General features: G+C 63.6%; 23 protein-coding genes. 12 read left to right on the forward strand and 11 right to left on the reverse strand.

Annotation, left to right across the window (positions count from 1 at the left end):
* Nucleotides 1-116 precede the first annotated feature (116 nt).
* Nucleotides 117-710, reverse strand: coding sequence for a dTMP kinase (gene tmk, locus C480_RS05205; RefSeq protein ID WP_006664575.1), 594 nt, complete (start codon nt 708-710; stop codon nt 117-119).
* 203 nt (nt 711-913) lie between these two features.
* Here tmk and C480_RS05210 point away from each other — a divergent pair, with 203 nt between their 5' ends.
* The 4 genes from C480_RS05210 to cofG all read left to right on the forward strand — a co-directional run bounded on the left by C480_RS05210 (nt 914) and on the right by cofG (nt 5,423).
* A complete protein-coding gene (locus C480_RS05210; protein WP_006664576.1) occupies nt 914-1,840 on the forward strand; it encodes a complex I NDUFA9 subunit family protein in 927 nt (308 codons plus the stop codon).
* 183 nt (nt 1,841-2,023) lie between these two features.
* Nucleotides 2,024-3,202 (forward strand): tubulin/FtsZ family protein, encoded by a 1,179-nt coding sequence (locus tag C480_RS05215; protein ID WP_006664577.1) that lies wholly within the window; start codon nt 2,024-2,026, stop codon nt 3,200-3,202.
* A 238-nt stretch (nt 3,203-3,440) separates the two neighbouring features.
* A complete protein-coding gene (gene cofC / locus C480_RS05220; protein WP_006664578.1) occupies nt 3,441-4,124 on the forward strand; it encodes a 2-phospho-L-lactate guanylyltransferase in 684 nt (227 codons plus the stop codon).
* Nucleotides 4,125-4,226: 102 nt separating this feature from the next.
* Entirely contained in the window at nt 4,227-5,423 is a 1,197-nt protein-coding gene (cofG, locus tag C480_RS05225) for a 7,8-didemethyl-8-hydroxy-5-deazariboflavin synthase subunit CofG (protein WP_006664579.1), read from the forward strand.
* A 147-nt stretch (nt 5,424-5,570) separates the two neighbouring features.
* Here the strand turns inward: cofG and C480_RS05230 are convergent, their stop codons facing one another.
* The 3 genes from C480_RS05230 to cofH all read right to left on the reverse strand — a co-directional run bounded on the left by C480_RS05230 (nt 5,571) and on the right by cofH (nt 9,280).
* Nucleotides 5,571-6,605, reverse strand: coding sequence for a DUF4350 domain-containing protein (locus C480_RS05230; RefSeq protein ID WP_006664580.1), 1,035 nt, complete (start codon nt 6,603-6,605; stop codon nt 5,571-5,573).
* A complete protein-coding gene (locus C480_RS05235; protein ID WP_006664581.1) occupies nt 6,602-7,600 on the reverse strand; it encodes a S49 family peptidase in 999 nt (332 codons plus the stop codon). The genes C480_RS05230 and C480_RS05235 overlap by 4 nt, the downstream gene beginning before the upstream one ends.
* Nucleotides 7,601-7,906: 306 nt before the next feature.
* Nucleotides 7,907-9,280, reverse strand: a complete 1,374-nt coding sequence (gene cofH, locus C480_RS05240) for a 7,8-didemethyl-8-hydroxy-5-deazariboflavin synthase subunit CofH (protein ID WP_006664582.1) — start codon at nt 9,278-9,280, stop codon at nt 7,907-7,909.
* Between the two features lie 210 nt (nt 9,281-9,490).
* Between cofH and C480_RS05250 the strand changes: the two genes are divergently transcribed.
* Complete coding sequence (locus C480_RS05250) at nt 9,491-10,510, forward strand: phosphoribosylaminoimidazolesuccinocarboxamide synthase (protein WP_006664584.1); 1,020 nt, start codon at nt 9,491-9,493, stop codon at nt 10,508-10,510.
* A gap of 74 nt (nt 10,511-10,584) precedes the next feature.
* The gene (locus tag C480_RS05255; RefSeq protein ID WP_006664585.1) at nt 10,585-10,791 is read left to right on the forward strand and encodes a hypothetical protein; all 207 of its coding nucleotides are present in this window, start codon (nt 10,585-10,587) and stop codon (nt 10,789-10,791) included.
* Between the two features lie 189 nt (nt 10,792-10,980).
* Here C480_RS05255 and C480_RS23750 read toward each other — a convergent pair whose 3' ends face one another.
* From C480_RS23750 to C480_RS05265, 3 genes are all read right to left on the reverse strand, one after another.
* Nucleotides 10,981-11,154 carry a DUF7556 family protein gene (locus C480_RS23750; RefSeq protein WP_006664586.1) on the reverse strand — a complete coding sequence of 58 codons (174 nt, stop codon included), beginning with the start codon at nt 11,152-11,154 and terminating at the stop codon, nt 10,981-10,983.
* 110 nt (nt 11,155-11,264) lie between these two features.
* On the reverse strand, nt 11,265-12,233 hold the full coding sequence (locus tag C480_RS05260; protein ID WP_006664587.1) for a formyltetrahydrofolate deformylase: 969 nt from the start codon (nt 12,231-12,233) through the stop codon (nt 11,265-11,267).
* A gap of 152 nt (nt 12,234-12,385) precedes the next feature.
* Nucleotides 12,386-12,868, reverse strand: coding sequence for an SHOCT domain-containing protein (locus tag C480_RS05265; RefSeq protein ID WP_006664588.1), 483 nt, complete (start codon nt 12,866-12,868; stop codon nt 12,386-12,388).
* 186 nt (nt 12,869-13,054) lie between these two features.
* Between C480_RS05265 and purS the strand changes: the two genes are divergently transcribed.
* On the forward strand, nt 13,055-13,306 hold the full coding sequence (purS, locus tag C480_RS05270; protein ID WP_006664589.1) for a phosphoribosylformylglycinamidine synthase subunit PurS: 252 nt from the start codon (nt 13,055-13,057) through the stop codon (nt 13,304-13,306).
* Nucleotides 13,307-13,365: 59 nt separating this feature from the next.
* Nucleotides 13,366-14,046: a phosphoribosylformylglycinamidine synthase I gene (purQ, locus tag C480_RS05275; RefSeq protein ID WP_006664590.1), complete on the forward strand. Its 681-nt coding sequence runs from the start codon at nt 13,366-13,368 to the stop codon at nt 14,044-14,046.
* Nucleotides 14,047-14,083: 37 nt separating this feature from the next.
* Here the strand turns inward: purQ and C480_RS05280 are convergent, their stop codons facing one another.
* Together C480_RS05280 and C480_RS05285 are read right to left on the reverse strand one after the other, a co-directional pair.
* Nucleotides 14,084-15,184: an archaeosine biosynthesis radical SAM protein RaSEA gene (locus C480_RS05280; RefSeq protein WP_006664591.1), complete on the reverse strand. Its 1,101-nt coding sequence runs from the start codon at nt 15,182-15,184 to the stop codon at nt 14,084-14,086.
* 101 nt (nt 15,185-15,285) lie between these two features.
* Entirely contained in the window at nt 15,286-15,477 is a 192-nt protein-coding gene (locus tag C480_RS05285) for an HVO_0649 family zinc finger protein (RefSeq protein WP_049903247.1), read from the reverse strand.
* A gap of 265 nt (nt 15,478-15,742) precedes the next feature.
* Between C480_RS05285 and C480_RS05290 the strand changes: the two genes are divergently transcribed.
* On the forward strand, nt 15,743-15,931 hold the full coding sequence (locus C480_RS05290) for a DUF1328 family protein (protein ID WP_006110128.1): 189 nt from the start codon (nt 15,743-15,745) through the stop codon (nt 15,929-15,931).
* Between the two features lie 164 nt (nt 15,932-16,095).
* Nucleotides 16,096-18,018 carry an aldehyde ferredoxin oxidoreductase family protein gene (locus C480_RS05295; protein ID WP_006664592.1) on the forward strand — a complete coding sequence of 641 codons (1,923 nt, stop codon included), beginning with the start codon at nt 16,096-16,098 and terminating at the stop codon, nt 18,016-18,018.
* Between the two features lie 134 nt (nt 18,019-18,152).
* On the opposite strand, the gene C480_RS05300 is transcribed toward C480_RS05295, so the two are convergent.
* Both C480_RS05300 and C480_RS05305 read right to left on the reverse strand, forming a co-directional pair.
* On the reverse strand, nt 18,153-18,536 hold the full coding sequence (locus C480_RS05300; RefSeq protein WP_006664593.1) for a hypothetical protein: 384 nt from the start codon (nt 18,534-18,536) through the stop codon (nt 18,153-18,155).
* Between the two features lie 6 nt (nt 18,537-18,542).
* A complete protein-coding gene (locus tag C480_RS05305) occupies nt 18,543-18,833 on the reverse strand; it encodes a hypothetical protein (RefSeq protein ID WP_006664594.1) in 291 nt (96 codons plus the stop codon).
* 137 nt (nt 18,834-18,970) lie between these two features.
* Here C480_RS05305 and C480_RS05310 point away from each other — a divergent pair, with 137 nt between their 5' ends.
* Together C480_RS05310 and C480_RS05315 are read left to right on the forward strand one after the other, a co-directional pair.
* Nucleotides 18,971-19,846, forward strand: a complete 876-nt coding sequence (locus tag C480_RS05310; RefSeq protein WP_006664595.1) for an ABC transporter ATP-binding protein — start codon at nt 18,971-18,973, stop codon at nt 19,844-19,846.
* Nucleotides 19,847-21,496 (forward strand): ABC-2 transporter permease, encoded by a 1,650-nt coding sequence (locus C480_RS05315; RefSeq protein ID WP_006664596.1) that lies wholly within the window; start codon nt 19,847-19,849, stop codon nt 21,494-21,496. It abuts the gene before it with no gap.
* The last annotated feature ends 4 nt before the right edge of the window (nt 21,497-21,500 follow it).

Below are 21,500 nucleotides of genomic sequence, written 5' to 3' on the forward strand. Positions count from 1 at the left end.
GCGCTTCTGTTTCCGAACTCGACGCCGGCTGTCCGAGCGGTTGTGAATCGGCCGGGTGTACTGTGAGTTCAGGGTTTAGTACTCAGTGTTCGCGTTCAGCGCTCAGCGTTCAGCGGTCAACGGTCAACGGTGGCCGCGAGTACGTCCCGCACGTCTTCGAGAACCGCGGCTGGTGATTGGGCGGCGTCGATGCGGACGAACCGGTCGTCGTATCGCTCGCACAGCCGTTCGTAGTTCTCCCGGACCGCGGTGAGGTAGTCGACGCGTTCGAACTTGTTCGTCGAGCCGGCGCGTCGGGCGGCCGTCTCGGGATCGAGGTCGAGATAGAGTGTCAGGTCGGGTTCGACCGAGAACGCGTCGTGGATGTCGATAACGTACTCGAGGGGGTTCTCGACGCGCTCGGTCTCCGCGAGCGTCGCTCCCTGGTAGGCGAATCGGGAGTCGGCGTAGCGATCGGAGACGACGAGTTCGTCGCGCTCGAGGGCCGGTTCGATCTTTCGGGAGAGGTGGTCGGCGTGATCGGCGGTGTAGAGGAAGAGTTCGGCGAGCGAGTCGGCGTCGTCGTCTTCGATCGATCGGTAGACGGCGTCGCCGTACCAGGAGTCGTTGGTGGGTTCGCGGGTGAAGACGGCGTCGGGGTGGGATTTCTGCAGGGCCTCCCAGACCGTCGTTTTGCCGCTCCCGTCGAGTCCCTCGAGCGTGACGAGCATGCTCGCACGTCGTCGGGTGAGGTATTACAATCTGTCGAGTGGCCGTTGTCGACCGCGCGAGCGGTGACGCCGTTCGTGTTTACTATCACGAGTGAATGGGGCCACGTACCTGCTGTCACGAGTAGCTAGCTTTCTCGTACCGACGGCCACGGTGACTCTCCGCGGCAACTACTTATTTGGGGAATCGAGTGCATGTCTCACCTATGCAGGTCCTCGTCGCCGGCGGCACCGGCTTCATCGGCACGCACCTCTGTACCGAACTCGCCGAACGCGGCCACGAGGTCACTGCGCTGTCTCGAAACCCGACGGCCGAAGACGCCGACGAATTCCCCGACGAGGTCGACCTGTCGACGGGCGACGTGAGCGCCTACGATTCGATCGTCGACGCCGTCGCGGACCACGACGCCATCGTCAATCTCGTCGCCCTCTCCCCGCTCTACCAGCCCCCCGGCGGGACCGACCACGAGACGGTCCACCTCGGCGGCACGGAAAACCTGGTTCGAGCGGCCGAGGAACACGGCGTCGATCGATTCCTCCAACTCAGTGCCCTCGGCGCCGATCCCGACGGGCCGACGGCGTATATTCGCACCAAGGGCCGCGCCGAGTCGATCGTCCGCGAAGCGGCACTGAGTTGGACGATCGTCCGTCCCGCAGTCGTCTTCGGCGACGGCGGCGAGTTCCTCTCCTTCGCAAAACGACTCACGACGCCGTACCTGACCGGCCTGCCCGGCGGCGGGAAGACGCGCTTTCAGCCGATCTGGGTCGGCGACTTCGTCCCGATCCTCGCCGACGCGCTCGAGGACTCCCACGTCGGCCGAACGTACGAGATCGGCGGCCCCCAAGTCGTCACCCTGGCCGACGCAACCGAACTCGTCTACGAGGCGGACGGTCGACCGGTGACGATCCTCCCGATACCGATGGCGCTCACGAAGTTCGGACTCATCGCCGTCGATCCGCTGCCGTTCGTCCCGTTCGGAACAGACCAGGCGCGCTCGCTCGAGTTCGATAACACCGTCGCGGAGAACGACGTGCAGGCGTTCGGCGTCGAACCAGCTGATCTGTTGACGCTCGGTGCGTATCTTGGCGTGCGAGATGGGACGCCGCGCGAGAGGAGTCGACCGCTCGCCTAATCGGCCGCCGTCTATATCTCAAGTTACCGACTTATATCTATTGGCTGTTGAGTAGATGTTTCTTCAAACCCGCCTCAGTCTATCGATTTATGGCGATATAGAATTACGCAAGAAATTCACTTCATAGAAAGACTTATAGTCCTAATCGCTCTGGTCCAAATCAACGGAGCCCCCTGACAAAGTATGAAGCTGGCGATGATCGGATTTGGACAGGCCGGTGGCAAAATCGTCGATCGATTCCTCGATTACGACGATCGGACTAACAGCGGTATCGTCCGTGCGGCGATCGCTGTAAACTCCGCGAAGGCGGATCTGATGGGTCTCGAACGGATTCCACAGGACAATCGCGTTCTCATCGGTCAGGCCCGTGTCAAGGGCCACGGCGTTGGAGCGGACAACGAACTCGGCGCGGAAATCGCCGAAGAAGACATCGACGAAGTGCAAAACGCGATCGACTCGATTCCGACCCACGAGGTCGACGCGTTCCTGATCGTCTCCGGCATGGGTGGTGGGACCGGCTCTGGCGGTGCGCCAGTTCTTGCGAAGCATCTCCAGCGGATCTATACGATTCCCGTCTACGGTCTCGGCGTTCTCCCCGGCACGGACGAGGGCGGCATCTACACGCTCAACGCGGCGCGCTCGTTCCAGACCTTCGTTCGCGAGGTCGACAACCTGCTCGTCTTCGACAACGACTCCTGGCGACAGACCGGCGAGTCCGTCGAAGGCGGCTACGAACAGATCAACGAGGAGATCGTCCGCCGGTTCGGGCTGCTCTTCGGTGCCGGCGAAGTCGCCGGCGATCAGGAAGTCGCAGAGAGCGTCGTCGACTCCTCCGAGATCATCAACACGCTCTCGGGCGGGGGCGTCTCTACCGTCGGCTTCGCGAGCGAGGAGGTCGAACTCAACACCAGCGGCGGACTGCTCTCCCGGTTCACCGGCGACGGAGCCAGCGACGAGGGACTCGACGCCGCAAACACGACCAACCGGATCACCAGTCTCGTTCGCAAGGCCGCCCTCGGTCGACTCACACTCCCCTGTGAGATCGAGGGCACCGAACGCGCGCTACTCGTCCTCGGCGGCCCCTCGGAGTACTTAAACCGAAAAGGCATCGAGCGCGGGCGCAAGTGGCTCGAAGAAGAAACCGGCAGCATGGAAGTCCGCGGTGGCGACTACCCGCGCGAAAAACCGGAAGTCGCCGCAGCGATCCTGCTCTCGGGCGTCACGAACGTCCCCCGGATCAAGCGTCTCCAGCAGGTCGCAATCGAGGCCCAGGACAACATGGACGACATCCAGGCCGAAAGCGAAGAGAACCTCGAAGAACTCGTCGAGGACGACGAGGACGAACTCGAGCCGTTGTTCTGACGGACCGAGTTCACCGACGCGCTACCGAACTGAACTCGCGAGGACCGGTTCGGAACCGCAGCTGGTTCGACTACTCGCAACGAATGCACGTGCTGTAGCGCCTCTCTCGTGTCGTTTCCGGGTGTTCGTGACGGGGGCCACGAACGAAACGGACGAACGAGTCCCCAAGTGGCATGGGGTATGATCCCAACCCGGGAGTTCGACGTGTTTTTGGATGCCTGTTTCTAACCACTGATAAATGCAGGTCGTCGTCCCGTTCGCTGCCGAGACGCCGAAGACGCGTCTCGGTACGGTACTCGCTCCCGCCGAGCGACGCAGTGTGGCCAGAGCCATGCTCGCGGACGTTCTCGATGCACTCGTCGAGGCCGATCCGGAACTCGAGCCGCTGATCCTGTCGACGGCACCGATCGAACTCGACGAGTGCGACGAGTTCACCGACCGTGCACCACGCCCTGCCGTCGCGGTCGACGACCGGCCGTTAACCGAGGCAGTGAACGCCCACCTCGCGGCGACGGCGGAGCCCCTCGCGATCGTTATGGCGGATCTGGCGCTTGCAACCCCCGAAGCGATTACGGACGTCGTCGAGACGCCGGGAGATGTCGTCATCGCGCCCGGGCGGGGCGGCGGAACGAACGCGCTCGTGGTTCGCCACCCCGCGTTCAGAGTGGACTATCACGGAGCCTCGTATCGCGACCACCGAGCGCGCGCCCGGGAAGTCGGCGCGACGATCGAGACGGTCGACTCGTTTCGGCTGGGAACGGATATCGACGAACCGGCGGATCTGGCCGAGGTATTGCTCCACGGTCGCGGACGGACAGCGACGGCGCTCCGGGAGTGGGGATTCGAACTCGAGACGAGCGACGGGCGGGTCGGCGTCGACCGCTCGGCTGCCGGTTCGGCGTCCGATTCCTGCGAAAACTGACCGCGGATCGACCGCAACCGACTGCGGATTGCCCGAGGCGGATCGACGAGGATACCGCTCGAAGTGAAACGCTTTAGGGCGGCGCAACGACACACCGAGGTAATGATTCCCGGGGCGGCGGAGTACGATATCGAACTCACGATCGACGAGGCGGCGATCACCGACCTGCTGGCTGTCGAACCCGATCACGTCGGACCGCCGTCGGAGCTGAGTTTCTCGCGGAACGTCTTCGTCCCGCTGACGACGGCGTGTCGGTACACCTGCACCTATTGTACGTACTTCGATCCGCCGGGACAGGCCTCCCTGCTCTCGCTCGAGGAGGTTCGGGACATCTGCAAACGGGGAGCCGACGCCGGCTGTACCGAGGCGCTGTTCACCTTCGGCGACGATCCCGACGACCGCTACACCGAGATCCACGACCAGCTCGATGCATGGGGCTACGACTCGATTCACACCTACCTGCGAGCGGCCTGCGAGGTCGCCCTGGAGGAGGGACTGCTCCCGCACGCGAATCCCGGCGACCAGACCCGCGAGCAGCTGGCGACGGTCGCCGACGTCAACGCCAGTATGGGCGTGATGCTCGAAACGACCGCCGACGTCGACGCCCACGGCGGCCCCCGACAGAAGGAACCGGGTCAACGCCTGCGGACGATCGCGAACGCAGGCGAACTCGACGTGGCGTTTACAACCGGCATCCTCGTCGGCATCGGCGAGGACTGGCGCGACCGCGCCGAGAGCCTGCTCGCCATCCGCGAGCTTCACGAGCGGTACGATCACATTCAAGAGGTCATCGTCCAACCCGTCGTGAGCAACGAGCGCTGGCGCGACGGCTCCCCCGACCTCGAAACGATGCGCCGCGTCACGGCGATGGCGCGGGTCGCCCTCCCCGAGGAGATCTCCGTGCAGGTCCCGCCGAACCTCACGGCCGCCCGCGAACTCGTCGACTGCGGCGTCGACGACCTCGGCGGCGTCTCTCCCGTCACCGACGACCACATCAACCCCGACTACACCTGGCCGGCGCTCCGAGAACTCGAGGACATCGCCGCCGACGCCGGCCTTCCACTTTGCGAACGGCTCCCGGTATACGAGCGATTCCTGCCGTCCGACCTGCGCACCGACGAGTTCAGCGGCGTGCCAGCAGCGGGAACCGGCGGGGATGGGGCCGGCACCGAAGCGGAGACGCGCGAGTGGCTTTCACCGCAGATTCGGGCGGCGCTGACGGCGGACGATGCCGGCGGACGACGGTATCGGTCGGTGCTTCGGGGTGAGGCGACGATTTCGACGGCGACGGACGACTGATTCTACCGGAAGAACCCGTTACACACAGATCGAACTCGAGCGGCCGTCGTCACGAGCGATGATCTGTGAGACGCGACCGAGAAGTCAGTGACTGCTGTCCGGCAAGATGAGTGTCTGTGACTAAAAACGCGAAGGGGAGTGACGTATTCAGGGCGTGATCATCGTGCCGTCAGTCTGTCCCGTTCCGGTCTGCCCGCCGGCCGCTCCCTGTCCGCCGGTTGCGCCGTCGGGGACGCTCGGCTCGCCCGGCGTCTTCTCGCCGCCGACGAGGAATTCCAGAAGGTTTCCGATGAAGACTTCGTTATCCGCGATGGTGGCAGTCTCCGAGGACATGAAACCCGTGTCGCCGACCGCGACCGCGTTATCGCTTCGGACGGCGACGCCGAACTCGCCCGAGTGGCGGCTCTCCTCGTGTTCGGCCGTTTCGCTCGTTGTCAAGAGCGTCTCTCCATCGGAGACGACCGCCGTCGGGCTATCGAGAACGACCCGGTCGACGCCGTCCGTCAGGGCCGTCTCCGACGCCGGCGTCACATCGATCGTCCGATAGTTCGAGCCGACGGACTCCATATCGTAGAGGGAGCTGGTATCGTAGGCGATCCCGAGCGGCGACGTGACCGCGGCGAACTCGCCCTGGCCGGCTTCGGCACCACTGGCATCGCCGAGCAGGTCGCCGACGGCAGTGCTCGCGTCACCGCCGCTCGGTCCGGCAGCGAACATGACGCGGCCGCCGGCGTCGGCGAATTCCGTGACGGCGTCGGCCTCTCCTGCCGTGTATCGCTGGGTCGGTTCCGCGACGATGAACGCGTCCGCATCCTGTAAGTCACTCCTGAGCGCAGCATCCGGGCTGTCGGCGAACTGACCGGCACCCTCGTGGTACGTGACGGTGTGGCCGGCCGCAGTCAGCGCCGAGACGACCGGCTGCAAATCCGCTTCCGAGACGCCGTTTCCGTGAGCTACGTCGATCAGCACCGTCTTCGACCCGGTCGAACTGAACTCGATCTCGCCGCTCTGGTCGAGTTCATCGACGGCGGTCGCGTTCGGCTGGAAATGGGGCTGGTCGACGGTCGGTTTCGCCGTCTGTCCCTGGTCGGTCACGACGCCGGCGGCGGTGACGGCGGCGACGGTGAGGAGGACGACGGTGACGAACAGCGCGAGTCGCGAGCGGAGCGGGCCTGCACTCATGGCGAGGCACCTCCCTGTGGGGCCTCCAGTGATGGTGTCGGTCCTGCCGCGTCGGATGCGGTGCGTTCGCCACCGGTCTCGGCGATGACGGTCTCGCCGTCGACGCTCCCCCAGAGCGCGAGGAACGCGGGTGTGGACACGTCGCCGTACTGGCCGAACGTCTGCGGGTGGTGGTGCGGCCCGGTTGCGGCGGTTTCGCCGCCGCTGTCGTCGCCCTCGAGGAGGATCCCGGTGCCGAGAGACGAACTCCGTTCCATCTCGACGACCTCGTAGTCGCCGAGTCCGGCACGATCCGCGGCCTCGCCCACCGCGACTTCGGTATCGCCGATTTCGTCTGCGAGCCCGTTGTCGACGGCCTCGGTACCGGTGTAGACCTTCGCGTAGGAGAGTTCGGTTTCGGAAAGCGAGAGGTCGTCGCCGCGGTGTTCGAGGACCGAGCCGAGGAACGTCTGTTTCATCAGTTCGGTCTGTTCTTTGACCTGCGTCTCGCTCATTGTACCCTTGTCGGGACCGGTCCTGATCTCGTTCGTGGCTGAGCTATCGGTGTAGGTTGCGCGGACGCCGATGCTGCCGACGGTCGAACTCGGGGAGACGTAGATGTCGTCCGTCGGGGCGCTCATGTAGTACGCGCCGGAGGCACCCATCGATTGGATGCTGGCGATGACGGGCATCTCCGCAGCGGTGCGCTCGACGGCGAGATAGAGGCGTTCACTCGCGGTGACGCCGCCACCGGGACTATCGATTTCGAGAACGACCGCATCGATGGAACTGTTCTCGCGGGCCGTCTCGAGATCGGCTGCGATTTCGTCGGCGGATGCCTCGGTAATCGACTGGTCGACTTCGATGACCGCAACGGAGCCATCCGGGCCGCTCGTGGCCCCCCAGGCGATCGGCGCGACCGCAGCACCGACGAGGAGGGCAGCGACGACGACGGTCACGTACGACCGTGCGATCGTCCCGAGTAGCTCTCGGACGGCAGTGAGCTTTCCTGTCATTTCAGTGTGAGTGACTCTCGTTACTGGATATATAAAAATTCCTTGATTTATCTACAGTATTTTATAGACAGAGGCGCTGCTATCGGCGAGAGTGACCGTCCGACGGCCACCACACCGGTTCCGTCACGACTGCCGATCCGACTCCCCCAGTCGTCGCTGGCAGCTAGTCCGTCGAACGATAGTATAAAAGACCCCGCCGAGCGTTTTCCGCCCCTGAAACTCCACCGTTCGACCGTCCGCCAGAAACCTACCACTCAATCGGCTGCCAGAAACCCGCCGCTCAGCCGTCCGTTAGAAATCCACCGCTCAATCGTCCGCCGAAACCGGTCGCTCTCCGCCGGCAAGCAACGGCGTTCCGTCGGCCTTCGGCCCGAGTTCAGGACCGAACGACGAGGCGGCCGGATCAACCACTCGCCGCGTCTCGTAGTCCGTCGACCGCTCGACCGGCACCCGTCCGATCGAAGAGATCAACTCGACGTAGTCGGCGACCGATCTGAACTCGCCGAACTCGCCGCCGGCCCGCTTCGTGATCTCCTCGGAGAGGATCGTCCCCATGAAGTCGTCCGCGCCGCAGTGAAGCATCTTGAGTCCGGCCTCGTCCCCGTACTTGACCCACGAGGACTGGATGTGGTCGATGTTATCGAGGAAGAGCCGCGAGACGGCGATCATGAGTTCGTCTTCGGCCTGGGAGGCACCACTGTCGACCACGTCGTGTTCGAACAGCGGCGTGTTCTGGTGGATAAACGAGAGCGGGACGAACTCCGTGATCGCGCCGTCGACGCGCTCCTGGAGTTCGCGAACTCGCTTGAGGTGCATCGCACGGTGGGCCTCGTTCTCGACGTGGCCGTACATGATCGTCGCCGTGAGGCCGAGGCCGACGTTCGCCGCGGCCTCCATCGCTTCGAGCCAGCCGTCGGTGGTGATCTTTCCCGGGCAGATCACGTCGCGCACTTCGTCGACGAGGATTTCGGCGGCGGTCCCGGGCACGGTGTCGAGGCCGGCCTCGGCGAGTCGGCCGTACACGTCCTCGTAGGACCAGTCCGTTCCGCGCTTGGCGTGGTATCCCTCTTCCGGCGTCATCGAGTGGACGTGGACGCCGTCGACGCTCATCGCCTCGAGTTGCGCCGCGTAGGTTCCGGGATCGGTGTCGTAGCGCTCGGGCGGCTTGTAGTTGATTTCCTTGGGATTCGGATGGGCGTCGAGAATCTCGCGGTGTTCCTCGTCGAGCGCGAACGCCGGGTGAAGCCCGGAGACGGACGTGACCTCGTAGATCCCGCGCGAAACGGCGTCTGCGACGATCTCCCGCGATTCTTCGGGCGTCTTCGTAAAGCCCGCCGTCTGGACCGCCGTCTCGCGTTCGAACGTGTGTGCGGCGTCCTTGAAGTTACAGAACAGACAGCCCACGTTACAGGCCGTCGTGACGTTGTTGTTCAGATTCGCGACGAAGGTTACTTCCTCGCCGACGACGTCCGCTCGACGGTGATCTGCCGCCTCGAGCACCCGTTCCTTGCGCGCGTCGTCGATACCGTCGGTATCCGTCCCTGTCGTGAGCAACTCGATCGCGTCGTCGACCGTCAGTCGCTCACCTGTCCGTGCCTTCTCGAGTGCGTTCTCGAACGCCTGGTCGGTCTCGGGAACGTGCTCGAACGTGAGATCAGCCTCGGTCACCGGGCGCTCCATCGAGGTAACGATACGCACACAGCGAGAAAAACGTGGTGGAACCGGTCAACCCGCCGCCGAACTGATCGCCTTCCTCCGTCATTCGACGCCTCTCGCCGCTTTTCGCCTCGGACGGCTGGCAAGCGATATTGAAACCTTCTTGACCCACCGTCCCGGCAACTGAGGTATGGACGACGGTGACCGGCTCCATGCCCGTACGAGGTGGCGAGCGTGACGAGCGTTAAAGAGTTCCAGATCGACGACGCGGCAACCGATACCGAACTCGGCCGCGGGTCGTTCGTCTTCACCGACGACTACTCCGTCTTCGACTGGGGGAAGATGCCCGATCAAATCCCCGAAAAGGGCGCGAGTCTCTGTACGATGGGCGCGTTTAACTTCGAGCTGCTCGAATCCGAGGGCGTCCCGACGCACTACCGCGGTGTTGTCGAGAACGGCGAGGTCGTCTCGCTCGAGGACGCCTCTCGCCCGCCCTGGCAGATGGCCATCGACCTCACCCAGGTTCCCGACCTCCCGAACGACGGTCGCAAATACGACTACGACCACTACCACGACGCCGCCGGCACGAACTACCTCATCCCGCTCGAAATCGTCTTCCGCAACGAGGTCCCGGTCGGCTCCAGCCTTCGCAGCCGTACCGAGCCATCCGATCACGGCCTCGCGTTCGACACCTGGCCCGACGACCCCGTCGACCTCGACGACCCGATCGTCGAGTTCTCCACGAAGTACGAGGAGAGCGACCGCTACCTCGACCGCGCGGAAGCCGACGCCATCGCCGGCCGCGCCGACATCGACGCGCTCGCCGAACTCGCACGCGAGGTCAACCGGATCATCACCGACCAGGCTGACTCGGCCGGACTCGACCACCAGGACGGCAAGATCGAGTGTCTCTACTACGACGGAGAGATTCGCGTCGCAGACGTCGTCGGCACGTTCGACGAGAACCGGTTCAGCTACGAGGGTACGCAACTTTCGAAGGAAGTGCTCCGCCAGTACCACAAGCGCACCCAGCCGGAGTGGGTGCAGGCCGTCGAGACTGCAAAGGCCGAGGCAAAACGGGACGGCGTCGCCGACTGGAAGGCACTGTGCACTCGTGAGCCGGAATCGCTCGACGACGATGTTCTCGAAACTGCCCGGGACATGTACTGTGCAGGCGCAAACACCTACACTGGACTGGAACTCTTCGATGTCCCGCCGCTCTCGTCGGCAATCGGTGCCGTCCGCCGGCTGTAACTTGCTGCGATCAACATCCCGGTACAGAAAGTAACGCTCATATTCGACGGGTCCCGAGTGTAGCACGACCTCACATGACGGTTCCCACGAGTATCGTTTCGAGTATCGTCCCGTTTGACCCTGTTATCGGGTTCACTATCGTCGCTGGCGTTATGCTGACCGTCTTCGTCGCGACCATGGTCGTCCTCGCGTTGGCTCCGGTCGTCTCCAATTCGTGGACGGATCGAGTCGTCTCGTCCGCACAGGGCGGACCCTCCATCGAGCCGACGGACGCAGATTGAGCCTCTCGGAGTCCGGGCGTCTCGGTAGTTGTTTTTCGTTAGCGGTGTCGCAGTCGCAGTCGCTGTCGTCGATAGTGTCGTAGTTATAAGTAAAATCGTTTCACAGCCGCTGTCTGTGATCTCGAGTTCAGTCAGCAAACGCCGGACCCGGCAACGTCAGAGCGAGTGTCGGTCGTCGTTCAAATGACCCTATCGCCACGCCTCGAGCGGTTCGGCGTCGGGTTCAGCGATCGAGAGCCAGGCTTCATCCCGCGAAATATCGGCGATGATGTAGTGTGGCTCGCCGTCGAACTCGTCGATTGCGGCGACGACATCGCAATCGAGAGCCCGTTGCCGGCCGACCGGCTCCGTTCCGGGAGACATAGTATCAAATCCGTCCGTCGAGTAGATGAACGTTTCGGAAAGTAGGTGAGCGGACTCGAATTCGGAAACTAGAATTCAAAATTACCGAACGATCCGCTACTGCGTGTCGATCAGGATTCGTGGGTACCGGAGCGGTCGTCTGCGACTGCGCTGCCGATGCCGTCGACGGGGCGGTCGGGGGTGACATCGTCGATTTTCGATGGCAGGCCCAGCTGGTACCCGGTTCCGTTCTCGCGGACCGTCGTTCGGCCGCGGTGGACGGAGACGTCGCCGTTGAGGTGGAGTTTGACCGCTTCGAGGAGGGCGTCGGCTTCGAGCGGCTGGCCGCGCCGTTTCATCTCCTCGATGTCGGCGTCGTCGGGCACGTCGAAGGCGCGCTGGGTGATGATCGGTCCCTGATCGAGGTCCGTCGTGACGTAGTGGGCGGTCACACCGGCGACGCGGACGCCCTCTTCGACGGCCTGACGGTAGGCCTCTGCACCGGGGAACGCGGGCAGCAACGAGGGGTGGACGTTGATGATCCGGTCCTCGTAGCGGAAGACGACGTTCGGACTCAGGATGCGCATGTAGCGCGCCAGAACGATGAGGTCGGCGTCGTACTCCGCGAGGAGGTCGATGAGTTGCTCCTCGTTTTGCTGGCCCTTCTCGTCGCCGATGTCGTGGAACGGGACCCCGTAGTGCTCGGCGAGCGGCTGGAGATCGTCGTGATTGCCGATGACGACCCCGATGTCGGCACCGAGTTCGTCGTTGGCCCAGGCTTCGAACAGGGCCTCGAGACAGTGGCTCTCCTTCGTCCCGAGGACGGCGATCTCCTGGGTCTCGCGGTCCGCGGGGAAGCGTACCTGCACGTCGAGGCCGAGGTCGTCGCCGAGGTCGTGAAGATCATCCCGAAGCGTCGCCTCCGTACAGACCATCTCGCTCGTATCGACGGCGAGGGACATCCGGAAGACGCCGTCTCGAACCGCCTGATCGAGGTCCTCGATGTTGATCCCGCGCTCGAACAGAAGGCTCGTCACCCGGGCGACGAGCCCGGTGTCGTCGTCTCCGATCACCGTAATTTCGGTCACGTCGGTCGTCATCGTGGCCACCTCCGCTCGAGCGTACGTCGGGACATCAGTATCAGTACGCATCTCAGTCCACGGGCGGCTAAAAGTCCTGCTTTCCGTGCCTGTCTCTGCGAGAGATTCGATACCACCATTGCGGTCTCACGAGGGAGGGACCGATAGCGGCGTCACTCGATCGACCGGTCGGGGTCACGGTCGCCAGTAGCGTCGATCCCGTCCTCCCGGGCGGTGCCACCATCGCGTTCGGCCGCAGAATCGAACGGGAGGTTGCCGCGATCGCCTTGCCGGGACTGATCAGCGAGGTACCGAGCGGCATCGGTCTCGGTCTCCGTCTCGACGAGAGTCTCGAGTTTCCGCTCGAACTCGGCGTCCGAGAGGTCGCCGCTTGCGTACCGCGCTCGCAGCGTTTCGAGGGAATCGGCAGCCGTGTCGTTCGGTTTCGCCCCGTCGGCTGAACTCGTCACTTCGTCGGCCAGTGCCGTCGTGATCTGTCCGAGCAGGTTGCCGCCGAAAATGAACGCAAAGATAATGACGACGATCGCGAGGCCGACATCGATCACGGCCAGTGTAAGCAAGCCCAGGGAAAGCACCAGTGAGGCGAGGGTGAACGCAAGCGTGGAAACGTGGATCACCGGCCGATCCGAGGTCATACGTTTGTCTTCCCCCTTCCAAACAAAAAAGATAGGCGTTTCAACACGATAGCGATTTCTCGTTCCTCTCCCAGAAGCCAGACTCGCTGTGACTGCTCGGCACCTTCGCTACAATACCTATCCACAAACGTGGATTACGTAGCAAAGCCGAAAGCGTTTTTGAGCACGGTTACGGGGTTTCAGGTGATGACCGCCTACACCGCCACGGTGACGGTTCGACTCAAACACGGCGTCCTCGATCCCGAGGCCGAAACCACCAAACAGGCCCTCGAACGGCTCGGTTTCGAACTCGAAGCGCTGCGCTCGGCCGATCGCTTCGAAGTCGATCTCGAAGCCGACTCAACCGCGGCCGCCCGCGAACGCGCGGAGGACATGGCGGAACGACTGCTCGCGAACCCGACCATCCACGATTACGACGTGGAGGTCGACGAACGGTAGATGTCCGTCCCAATCACGCTGATCGAATCCGTCGATCGCACCACCTCGGGGTGGCGACTGTGACGGTTTCGATCATCCGCTTTGGCGGTTCGAACTGCGATCGCGACGCCGAGCGCGCGCTCACGCACCTCGGTATCGACGCCGAAATCGTCTGGCACGAGGACGGCCTCCCTGCGGACACGTCGGGTATCGTCCTCCCCGGCGGCTTCTCCTACGGCGACTACCTCCGCGCCGGCGCGATGGCCGCCCGCTCCCCGATCGTGTCCGCGGTCCGCGAGGCCGCCGCCGACGGCACGCCCGTCCTCGGCGTCTGCAACGGCGCGCAGATCGGCTGCGAGACCGGACTCACCGACGGCGCGTTCACGACCAACGAGAGCGCCCGCTTCCAGTGTGAACACGTCCACCTCCGCGTCGAACGCGACGACACCCCCTGGACCGCCGCCTACGACGAGGGCGACGTCATCGAGATCCCCATCGCCCACGGCGAAGGCCGCTACGAGATCAGCGAGCAGCGACTGACTGAACTCGAGAACGACGGCCGCGTGCTCTTTCGGTACTGCGACGAAAACGGCGAGTCGAGCGCCGACGCGAATCCGAACGGGTCGAAGCACAACATCGCGGGCATCCTCGGCGAGCGCGAAACGGTCGCCGTCTTGATGCCACATCCGGAGCGCGCGACGTTGCCCGATGTCGGCCCGACGGACGGACAGGGTGTGCTGCGCGGCTTCGAGACTGCATAGAAAGGGAACGATCAGACGTAATTTCAGTACGTAGCACTTAGCGCGTTAGCGGCTGGTTGAAACTCCGCTCGCGTTCCATCACGACTTCCCAGGTCCGCTCACACTCACAGGAGACCTGCTCGAAGACGGCGGGGTCCTGTCGTAGATCGAAGTCCTTGATCGCTTTCTGTACGAGGTCATCACACTCCTGGCAGTTGTGTGGCCCGCGATCGGAGCCGTGACCGACCGGATCCGAGACGACGATGGCGTCGACATCGGCGGTTTCCTCGAGCACGTGTGCGACCGACCAGAGCCACGGCGGCCGGTAGCCGTCGTCGAAGTAGAGTTCGTCGACCATCGTGTAGCGCTGGACGTTACAAGGGTTCATCGAGACGGTGTGACAGCCCTCGACGGCGGCGCAGCGTTCGATGGAGGAAATCATATCCGCGGCGGCTTCGGATTCGGTGAGAAACGGCGGCTTCATCAGGAGATAGGCTTTGATGCCGGCGTCTGCCTTGCCGTCTGCGTCCTCATCGGCGAGGGCGGCTTCTGCACAGGCGTCCTCGAAGTCCGCGAAGTCGAAGTACTTGTTCACGCAGTCGTGGCGCACGCGATCGGTCGCCGTCTCGAGTCCGATCGCAACGTCGGTGTCGATGCCGTGCTGGGTGAACTCGCCGATCTTCTCGCGGTCGACGAAGTCCGGGAGCGATTCGACGACGATCCGTTCACGGTCGGCGAAGGTGTCGGCGATGGCGCGGCGCGTCTTTGCACCCACCTCGCGCTCGTCGAGGAAGGATCCGGAGGTGTAGATCTTGATGAGTTGGGCCGGTTCGTCCCCGTTTTCTTGCTCGTGCTCGAGACAGACGTCGATCTGGTTCATCAGCGCCTCGTGGCTGACGCTGCCGCCGTCGACGCTCTCGGCGACGTAGCCGCACATGGTACAGCCGCCGGCGCGCGCCCAGCGACAGCCGCCGGTGTTGAGAATGATGGTCAGGCTCTGTTTGACGCCGTCGGGCGTGTTGTCCTCGTCGAGCCAGACGCGGGTCGGTTCGTGGGGGTCGTAGCTCGCCTCCTTGCGCGAGCGGATCTCCCGCATTACCTGGTTGTGGGCGTCCATGCCCTTTCCCTGCTCGTAGACCTCGGGCGTGGGTTGACTCATTGGGCGGACAAAGCGGGCCAGCGCCTAAAGCGCCTTCGTCTGGGCCATCCAGTCTGCGTGTCCCATCTCAACACTTCCGTTATAAACGGACCTCGTTCGCTCTAGCTAAGCCGCATTTCCCGCGTTTCAACGGCCTTACAGGCCGGACAGACGAATTGATACTGCACGCGATCACCAGATGAACTGACCCGCCACCCACCACTTTCGTCGTGGTATCCACAGTGGCGACACGTGAGTTCAGTTTCGTCGAACTTCGCCCGCAGCCGGTCGAACGGGGAACGATAGGTAGACATATGTTACCATATAACTTGTCCACACTTAATCGTTTGGGAAGAGACACCGAGGGACAGTATGTCGGACGAGTTCACCGGAACCCGGGATAGGTCGCCGTGACCGGCCCGTGAACGGGTATCGAGGACAGTGCGCGATGATCGATAGCGCGTAGGGTGTGACCACGAAACGGGAAGGAGTCCTTACTGTGCTGTAGCCTGTCGTTAGCGGGGCAAACAGTGAGAGACAGTCGGTGGCGTTTATGTGAGATGCAGGCGGAGGCGGACTATGTTCGAGTTCACACCGCCGCTCCAGCTCGCCGGTGATGGCTTTCTGTACTGGGCGATCGTCTTTTTCGTCCTCGCGATCGTCGCGGCTGCAGTCGGTGCTCGGGGTGTCGCCGGCATCTCGATGGAGATCGCACGGATTTTCGTGCTAGTCTTCATCGTGCTGGCGATCGTTGCACTCCTGTTGTGACTGGCTGCGACGTTCGAGGACCCACTGAATCGCGCTCACTCTGAACTCGATCGTGCAGGCGGGCAGTTCGAGACACTGGTATCACTGGCCGTAACCGAAACCCGTTACCCGAGGGTGTGAACAACTAACACTCTGGCGGCCTTAATAAACGATGAGGGATTACCATGACTGAACTCGGTGGTTTCCAGGACCGGCTCGCTCGTATCGATCTGTCGGAGGGAACGATCGACTACGAGTCGATCGACGAGGAGGATGCGCAGAAGTATATCGGTGCACGCGGGCTCGGAGTAAAGCACGTCTTCGACCAGGGGCCGGACGTCGATCCGCTCGGACCGGACAACCTGCTCGCGTTCATGAACGGGCCGCTGTCGGGCACGCAGGTAACGATGAGCGGGCGGATCGCCGTCTGTACGAAATCGCCGCTGACCGGCACGGTCACCGACAGCCACCACGGCGGCTGGTCCGGCGCTCGCCTGAAGTGGGCCGGCTTCGACGGCCTGCTCGTTGAAGGACAAGCGGATGACCCCGTCTACGCCTACGTCGAGGACGGCGAGGTCGAACTCCGCGACGCCTCCCACCTCTGGGGGGACGGCGTCCACGAAACCCGCGACCGACTCGAGGAGGAAGTCGACGGCTCCTACGGGAAGAACCTCTCGTTGATGGCGATCGGCCCCGGCGGCGAAAACGAGGTCAAGTACGCCTGCATCGTGAACGAGGACGACCGGGCCTCGGGCCGCGGCGGAACCGGCTGTGTGATGGGGTCGAAAAACCTCAAAGCGATCGTCATCAAATCGAGCACGAAGATGCCCCAGCCGGCGGACCAGGAGACGTTCCGCGAGGGTCACCAGCAGGCCATGCAGGCGATCACGGAATCCGAGGTTACCGCGCCGAACGAGGGCGGTCTCTCGCAGTACGGGACGAACGTCCTGATGAACATCGGCGAGGAGATGGACGGCCTCCCCACCAAGAACGGGCGCTACACCTCGACCGAGAGCATGCGCGAGTCCGAGGGCGTCGATATCGACGCCGAGCGCGTCTCCGGCGAGAACGTCCGCGAGAACATTCTCGTCGACGAACCGACCTGCCACTCCTGTCCGGTCGCCTGCAAGAAGGAAGTCGAAGTGCAAGCGATGCACAAGGGCGAGGAGATGAACGTCCGAATGGAGTCCTACGAGTACGAATCCGCCTACTCGCTCGGACCGAACTCGGGACACACCGACCGCGACGCCATCGCGCTCATGATCGACCGCTGTAACGACATGGGCGTCGACACCATCGACACGGGGAACATGATGGCGATGGCCATGGAGATGACCGAAGAAGGCAAACTCGAGGACGAGGGCGGACTCGACTGGGGCGACCACGAGACCATGGTCGACATGATCGAGCGCATCGCCCGCCGCGAGGACGACCTCGCGGACCTGCTGGCCGAGGGCCCGCGCCGCGTCGCGGACCGCAAGGAGGCCCACGACAACTCGCTTGCGGTGAAGGGACAGACGATCGCCGCCTACGACCCACGCTGCCTGAAAGGCATGGGGATCGGCTACGCCACTTCGAACCGCGGGGCGTGCCACCTGCGCGGCTACACGCCGGCCGCCGAAATCCTGGGCATCCCAGAGAAGGTCGACCCCTACGAATACGAAGGCAAGGGCGAACTCACCGCCCAGTTCCAGGATCTCCACGCCATCAGCGACTCCTTCGACATCTGCAAGTTCAACGCCTTCGCGGAAGGCATCGAGGAGTACGTCCTCCAGTACAACGGCATGACCGGCCGCGACGTCACCGAGGACGAACTACTGCAAGCCGGCGAACGCGTCTACAACCTGGAGCGCTACTACAACAACCTCCTCGGCTTCGACGGCGACGACGACTCGCTCCCCGAGCGCTTCCTCGAAGACGGCATCCGCGGTCAGGGCGCAAGCGAGGGCGAGTTCTGCGAACTCGACGAAATGAAAGACGAGTACTACGACTACCGCGGCTGGGTCGACGGCGTCGTCCCCGATGAGAAACTCGACGAACTCGAAATCGATGTCGGGCCTGGAACGGGCGTCTCGGCCGACGATTCGGCGGCTCCGGCCGACGACTGATCCGCGGTCCCAACCCTCGCTGTCCGCTTCCGATCCGATCCGTTTTGCCTCGTATTCAGTAGTTCCCGGCTAGAAACCCTTCGTGACCGCCGCTGCATCCCGGGAGAACGGGCCAAAATCCACCCTCATCCCACTCACGCTGGATCTGACTCGCACTCGGATTCCACTCCGATACACACCGCCTCCCGAATCTCGAACGCCGTCTCGAACTCATCCTCACGATCCATCCGTCGGCCAGCACGGAGTACCTGCTCTTCGTGTGCCCGGCGAACCGCCGCGATCTCTCGCTCGCTCATCCCGAGTTCAGCGCCGAGGTCCTCCCAGTGACCCCACTCGACGAGAAACGCCTCGGTGAACTCGTCGGCGTAGAGACGTTCGAACTCGTGTCGGTAGTGCGCAAGGCGTTGGGAAAGGAGTGCCTGTGCGTCGTCGACGAGTTCAGGGAGGCGCGACGGTGGCACGCTCGCTTTGGCTGCGGTGAGCAGGAGGACCTGCCCGTCGATGGGGTCGGTGCTCACGCTCGTTCAGCCTCCGGCACGCATGGCCTTTTGGGCGAAGGTGTCGACGAGTTCGTCGAGCGGTGTGCTCCCGTCGGCGTCGTCGGTCGCATCACGTTCGAAAACGATCGTCAACTCGGTAAGTGTCAGCGTCGGTCCGACGTCGACCGATTCCGAGGTGATCGTCGCCGTCCAGTCGTCGGCTTCGACCACCGTTTCGTCGCCGTCCTCGACTCGTTCGCCGCCGAGGTTTGAGAGGTACCGAACCGCGAGCCGCTCGGAAATACCGCGAAAGGACCGCTCGATACGCCGTTCCATGACGAGTGTTCGTCGCCCGAACGGATAAATTCGCGTGCCGGGAGTATCTGTCGGGCCGCACTGGCCCGCGTCTGGCCGACAGCGGGTGTGTCACTACATGAATATCTTTTTGTCGTTCTAGTGTGCTGATTATGTCAATGGAACTATCTCTTGAGTCCGTCGGCAAGCGCTACGGAGAGGAACTCTGGGGCGTTCGTGATATCACCCTCGAATTAGAAACGGGGATCCACGGCCTGCTGGGTCCGAACGGAGCGGGGAAGTCGACGCTGATGCGCATCATCACGACGGTTGTGGAGCCGACGACGGGAACTGTCTCCTGGAACGGCACCGACATCACCGACTCGCCCGGCGAGATCCGGGACGTGTTGGGTTATCTTCCCCAGGATTTCGGCGTCTATCCCAATCTGACTGCCGCGGAGTTTCTCGAGTACATGGCCGCGTTACGCGGGATCGACCGAGAGACGGCCGACGCTCGTATCGACGAACTACTCGCGCTGACCGGTATCGAGCGGGTGCGGGATCGGAAACTCCGCACCTTTTCCGGCGGGATGCGTCAGAGCGTCGGCATCGCACAGGCGCTGCTCAACGATCCCGACCTGCTGGTCGTCGACGAACCTACCGTCGGCCTCGATCCCGAAAAGCGGGTCCAGGTTCGCAACCTGCTCTCGTCGGTCGCGAGCGATCGGGTCGTCCTCCTCTCGACGCACATCGTCCCCGATGTCGAGGCGACGGCAAAACGGGTCGCCCTCCTGAACGACGGCGAACTACTGGCTCACGGCGACCCCGAGTCGTTCGTCGCGGCCACCGACGGCAAGGTCTACGAGTTCGTCGCCCCGCGCGAGGACCTCGCACAACTGCGCGAGCGGTACCGGGTTTCGAGCACCGTCCAACAGGCCGACGGCGTCCGAGTGCGGCTCATCGCCGACGAGCGTCCGGCGTCCGACGCCGAATCGGTGATGCCGACGCTCGAGGATGCGTATCTCGACCACATCGGGCCGCGAGAGGTGGCGTAGATGGTCGGCGGAACGGTTTCGACCGCGGTTCGAGTTGCGCGCGCCGATTACCTCCAACGGACCCGTTCGCGCCGGTTTCTGGTCGTGTTAGCGATCATCGCGTACATCGGCTACCAGTTGAACGTCGGAACGTTCGAGTTGCTGTATCAGGATACCGTGGACGGGACCACCGTCGATTATCGAGGGGAGCCGACCGCGCCGTACATCGGACTGACAACCGGGCTCACTGGAGGGTTATTCCTGCTGTTTTTTGGCTACTACATTCTTGCGAGTTCACTTAGACGCGATCGGGCAACGGGATTCGATGAACTCCTCGCGAGTATGCCCGTGAGCGACCGCGCGTACCTCCTAGGCAAGTGGCTCAGCCACGTCGGCGTCGTTACGGTGATGCTGACCACGCTGGCCGCTGCTGCACTCGTCAATCACGCCGTCCACGGCGTCGGTCCAACCGACCCAATCTGGATCGTCGGTGCAGTCTTTCTGATCGGCGTTCCGATGGGGTGTTTCGTCGCCGGTGTGACGCTCGTCTTCCAGTCGACCGATCGGCTTCGCGGCACGCTCGGGAACGTGACGTACTTCTTCGGGGCGGTCACGCTATTGTCCCTCGTAGCAGCCGCCTTCGCGGGGGACGATGGGGGAGCGGGATCGATTTCGCTCTGGATTCGGGCCGTCGACTCGATCGGTCTTGTCGCAGCCGGAGAGATGACGTTCGATGCGCTGCTTGAAGTCGCTCCCGGATACGACGGCCCGCCAGTAGCAAATTACGGGACCGGCACGATCGGCGGCGCGATGGCCACGTTCGAGTGGAACGGCGGCTCCTGGCCCACGTGGTTCTACGCGAATCGCCTCGGGTTCGCGCTGGCGGGCGTCGGACTGGCACTCGTCGCGACCCTGCCATACGATCGATACGCGCCTCGCGAAGAATCGGCAGGTACTGCCGTCGTCGACCGACTCGGTCGGTTCGTCACGTCCGTATTCTCCCGCGATGATACCACTGCCGCTGGATCCGAGACGGGCGAACCCGCGAACATCTCATTGACGCCAGTCACGGACCGTTCGGCCGGCGGGTTCGGCCGACTGTTTATTCAGGAACTCAAGCTCCTGGTCCGAGGGCACGCTCGGTGGTGGTACGCTGGGGTGGCATTCATCGCCGTCGTCGGACTCGTCGGTTCCGCGCCGCCGAACGCGATCGTCTCGATTGCGGTGATTTGGCCGCTGTTCGTCTGGTCGGGGATGGGTTACCGGACGGATCACTACCGGATCACGCCCGTTGTCATCTCCTCGAACCAGCCGTACCGGCAACTACTCGCGGAGTGGGCCGCCGGCGCGGTCGTGACGGCAGGCTTTCTCGGCGTCGCGCTTTGGCCGAACGTCCTCGATGCCGGGCCCGAAGGAGTAGTCGTGTTCGTCGGAGCAGTGCTGTTCGTTCCCTCGGTCGCCCAGGCGCTCGGACTGTGGAGCCAAACACGACGAGTGTTCGAACTCGGCTATCTCGTCCTCTGGTACGCGGGTCCCCTGAACGGTATCGTCCCTCTGGACTTCGCCGGGGCAACGACCAAAACCGTCGGCACCGCGACGCCGATGCTGTTCGGCGCTGTCGGGCTGATCGCCCTCGGTGCTGCGCTGGCACGTCGGGCGCTCCAGGCGTAGCCGT

The organism is Natrialba aegyptia DSM 13077 (assembly GCF_000337535.1).
Lineage (GTDB): Archaea > Halobacteriota > Halobacteria > Halobacteriales > Natrialbaceae > Natrialba > Natrialba aegyptia.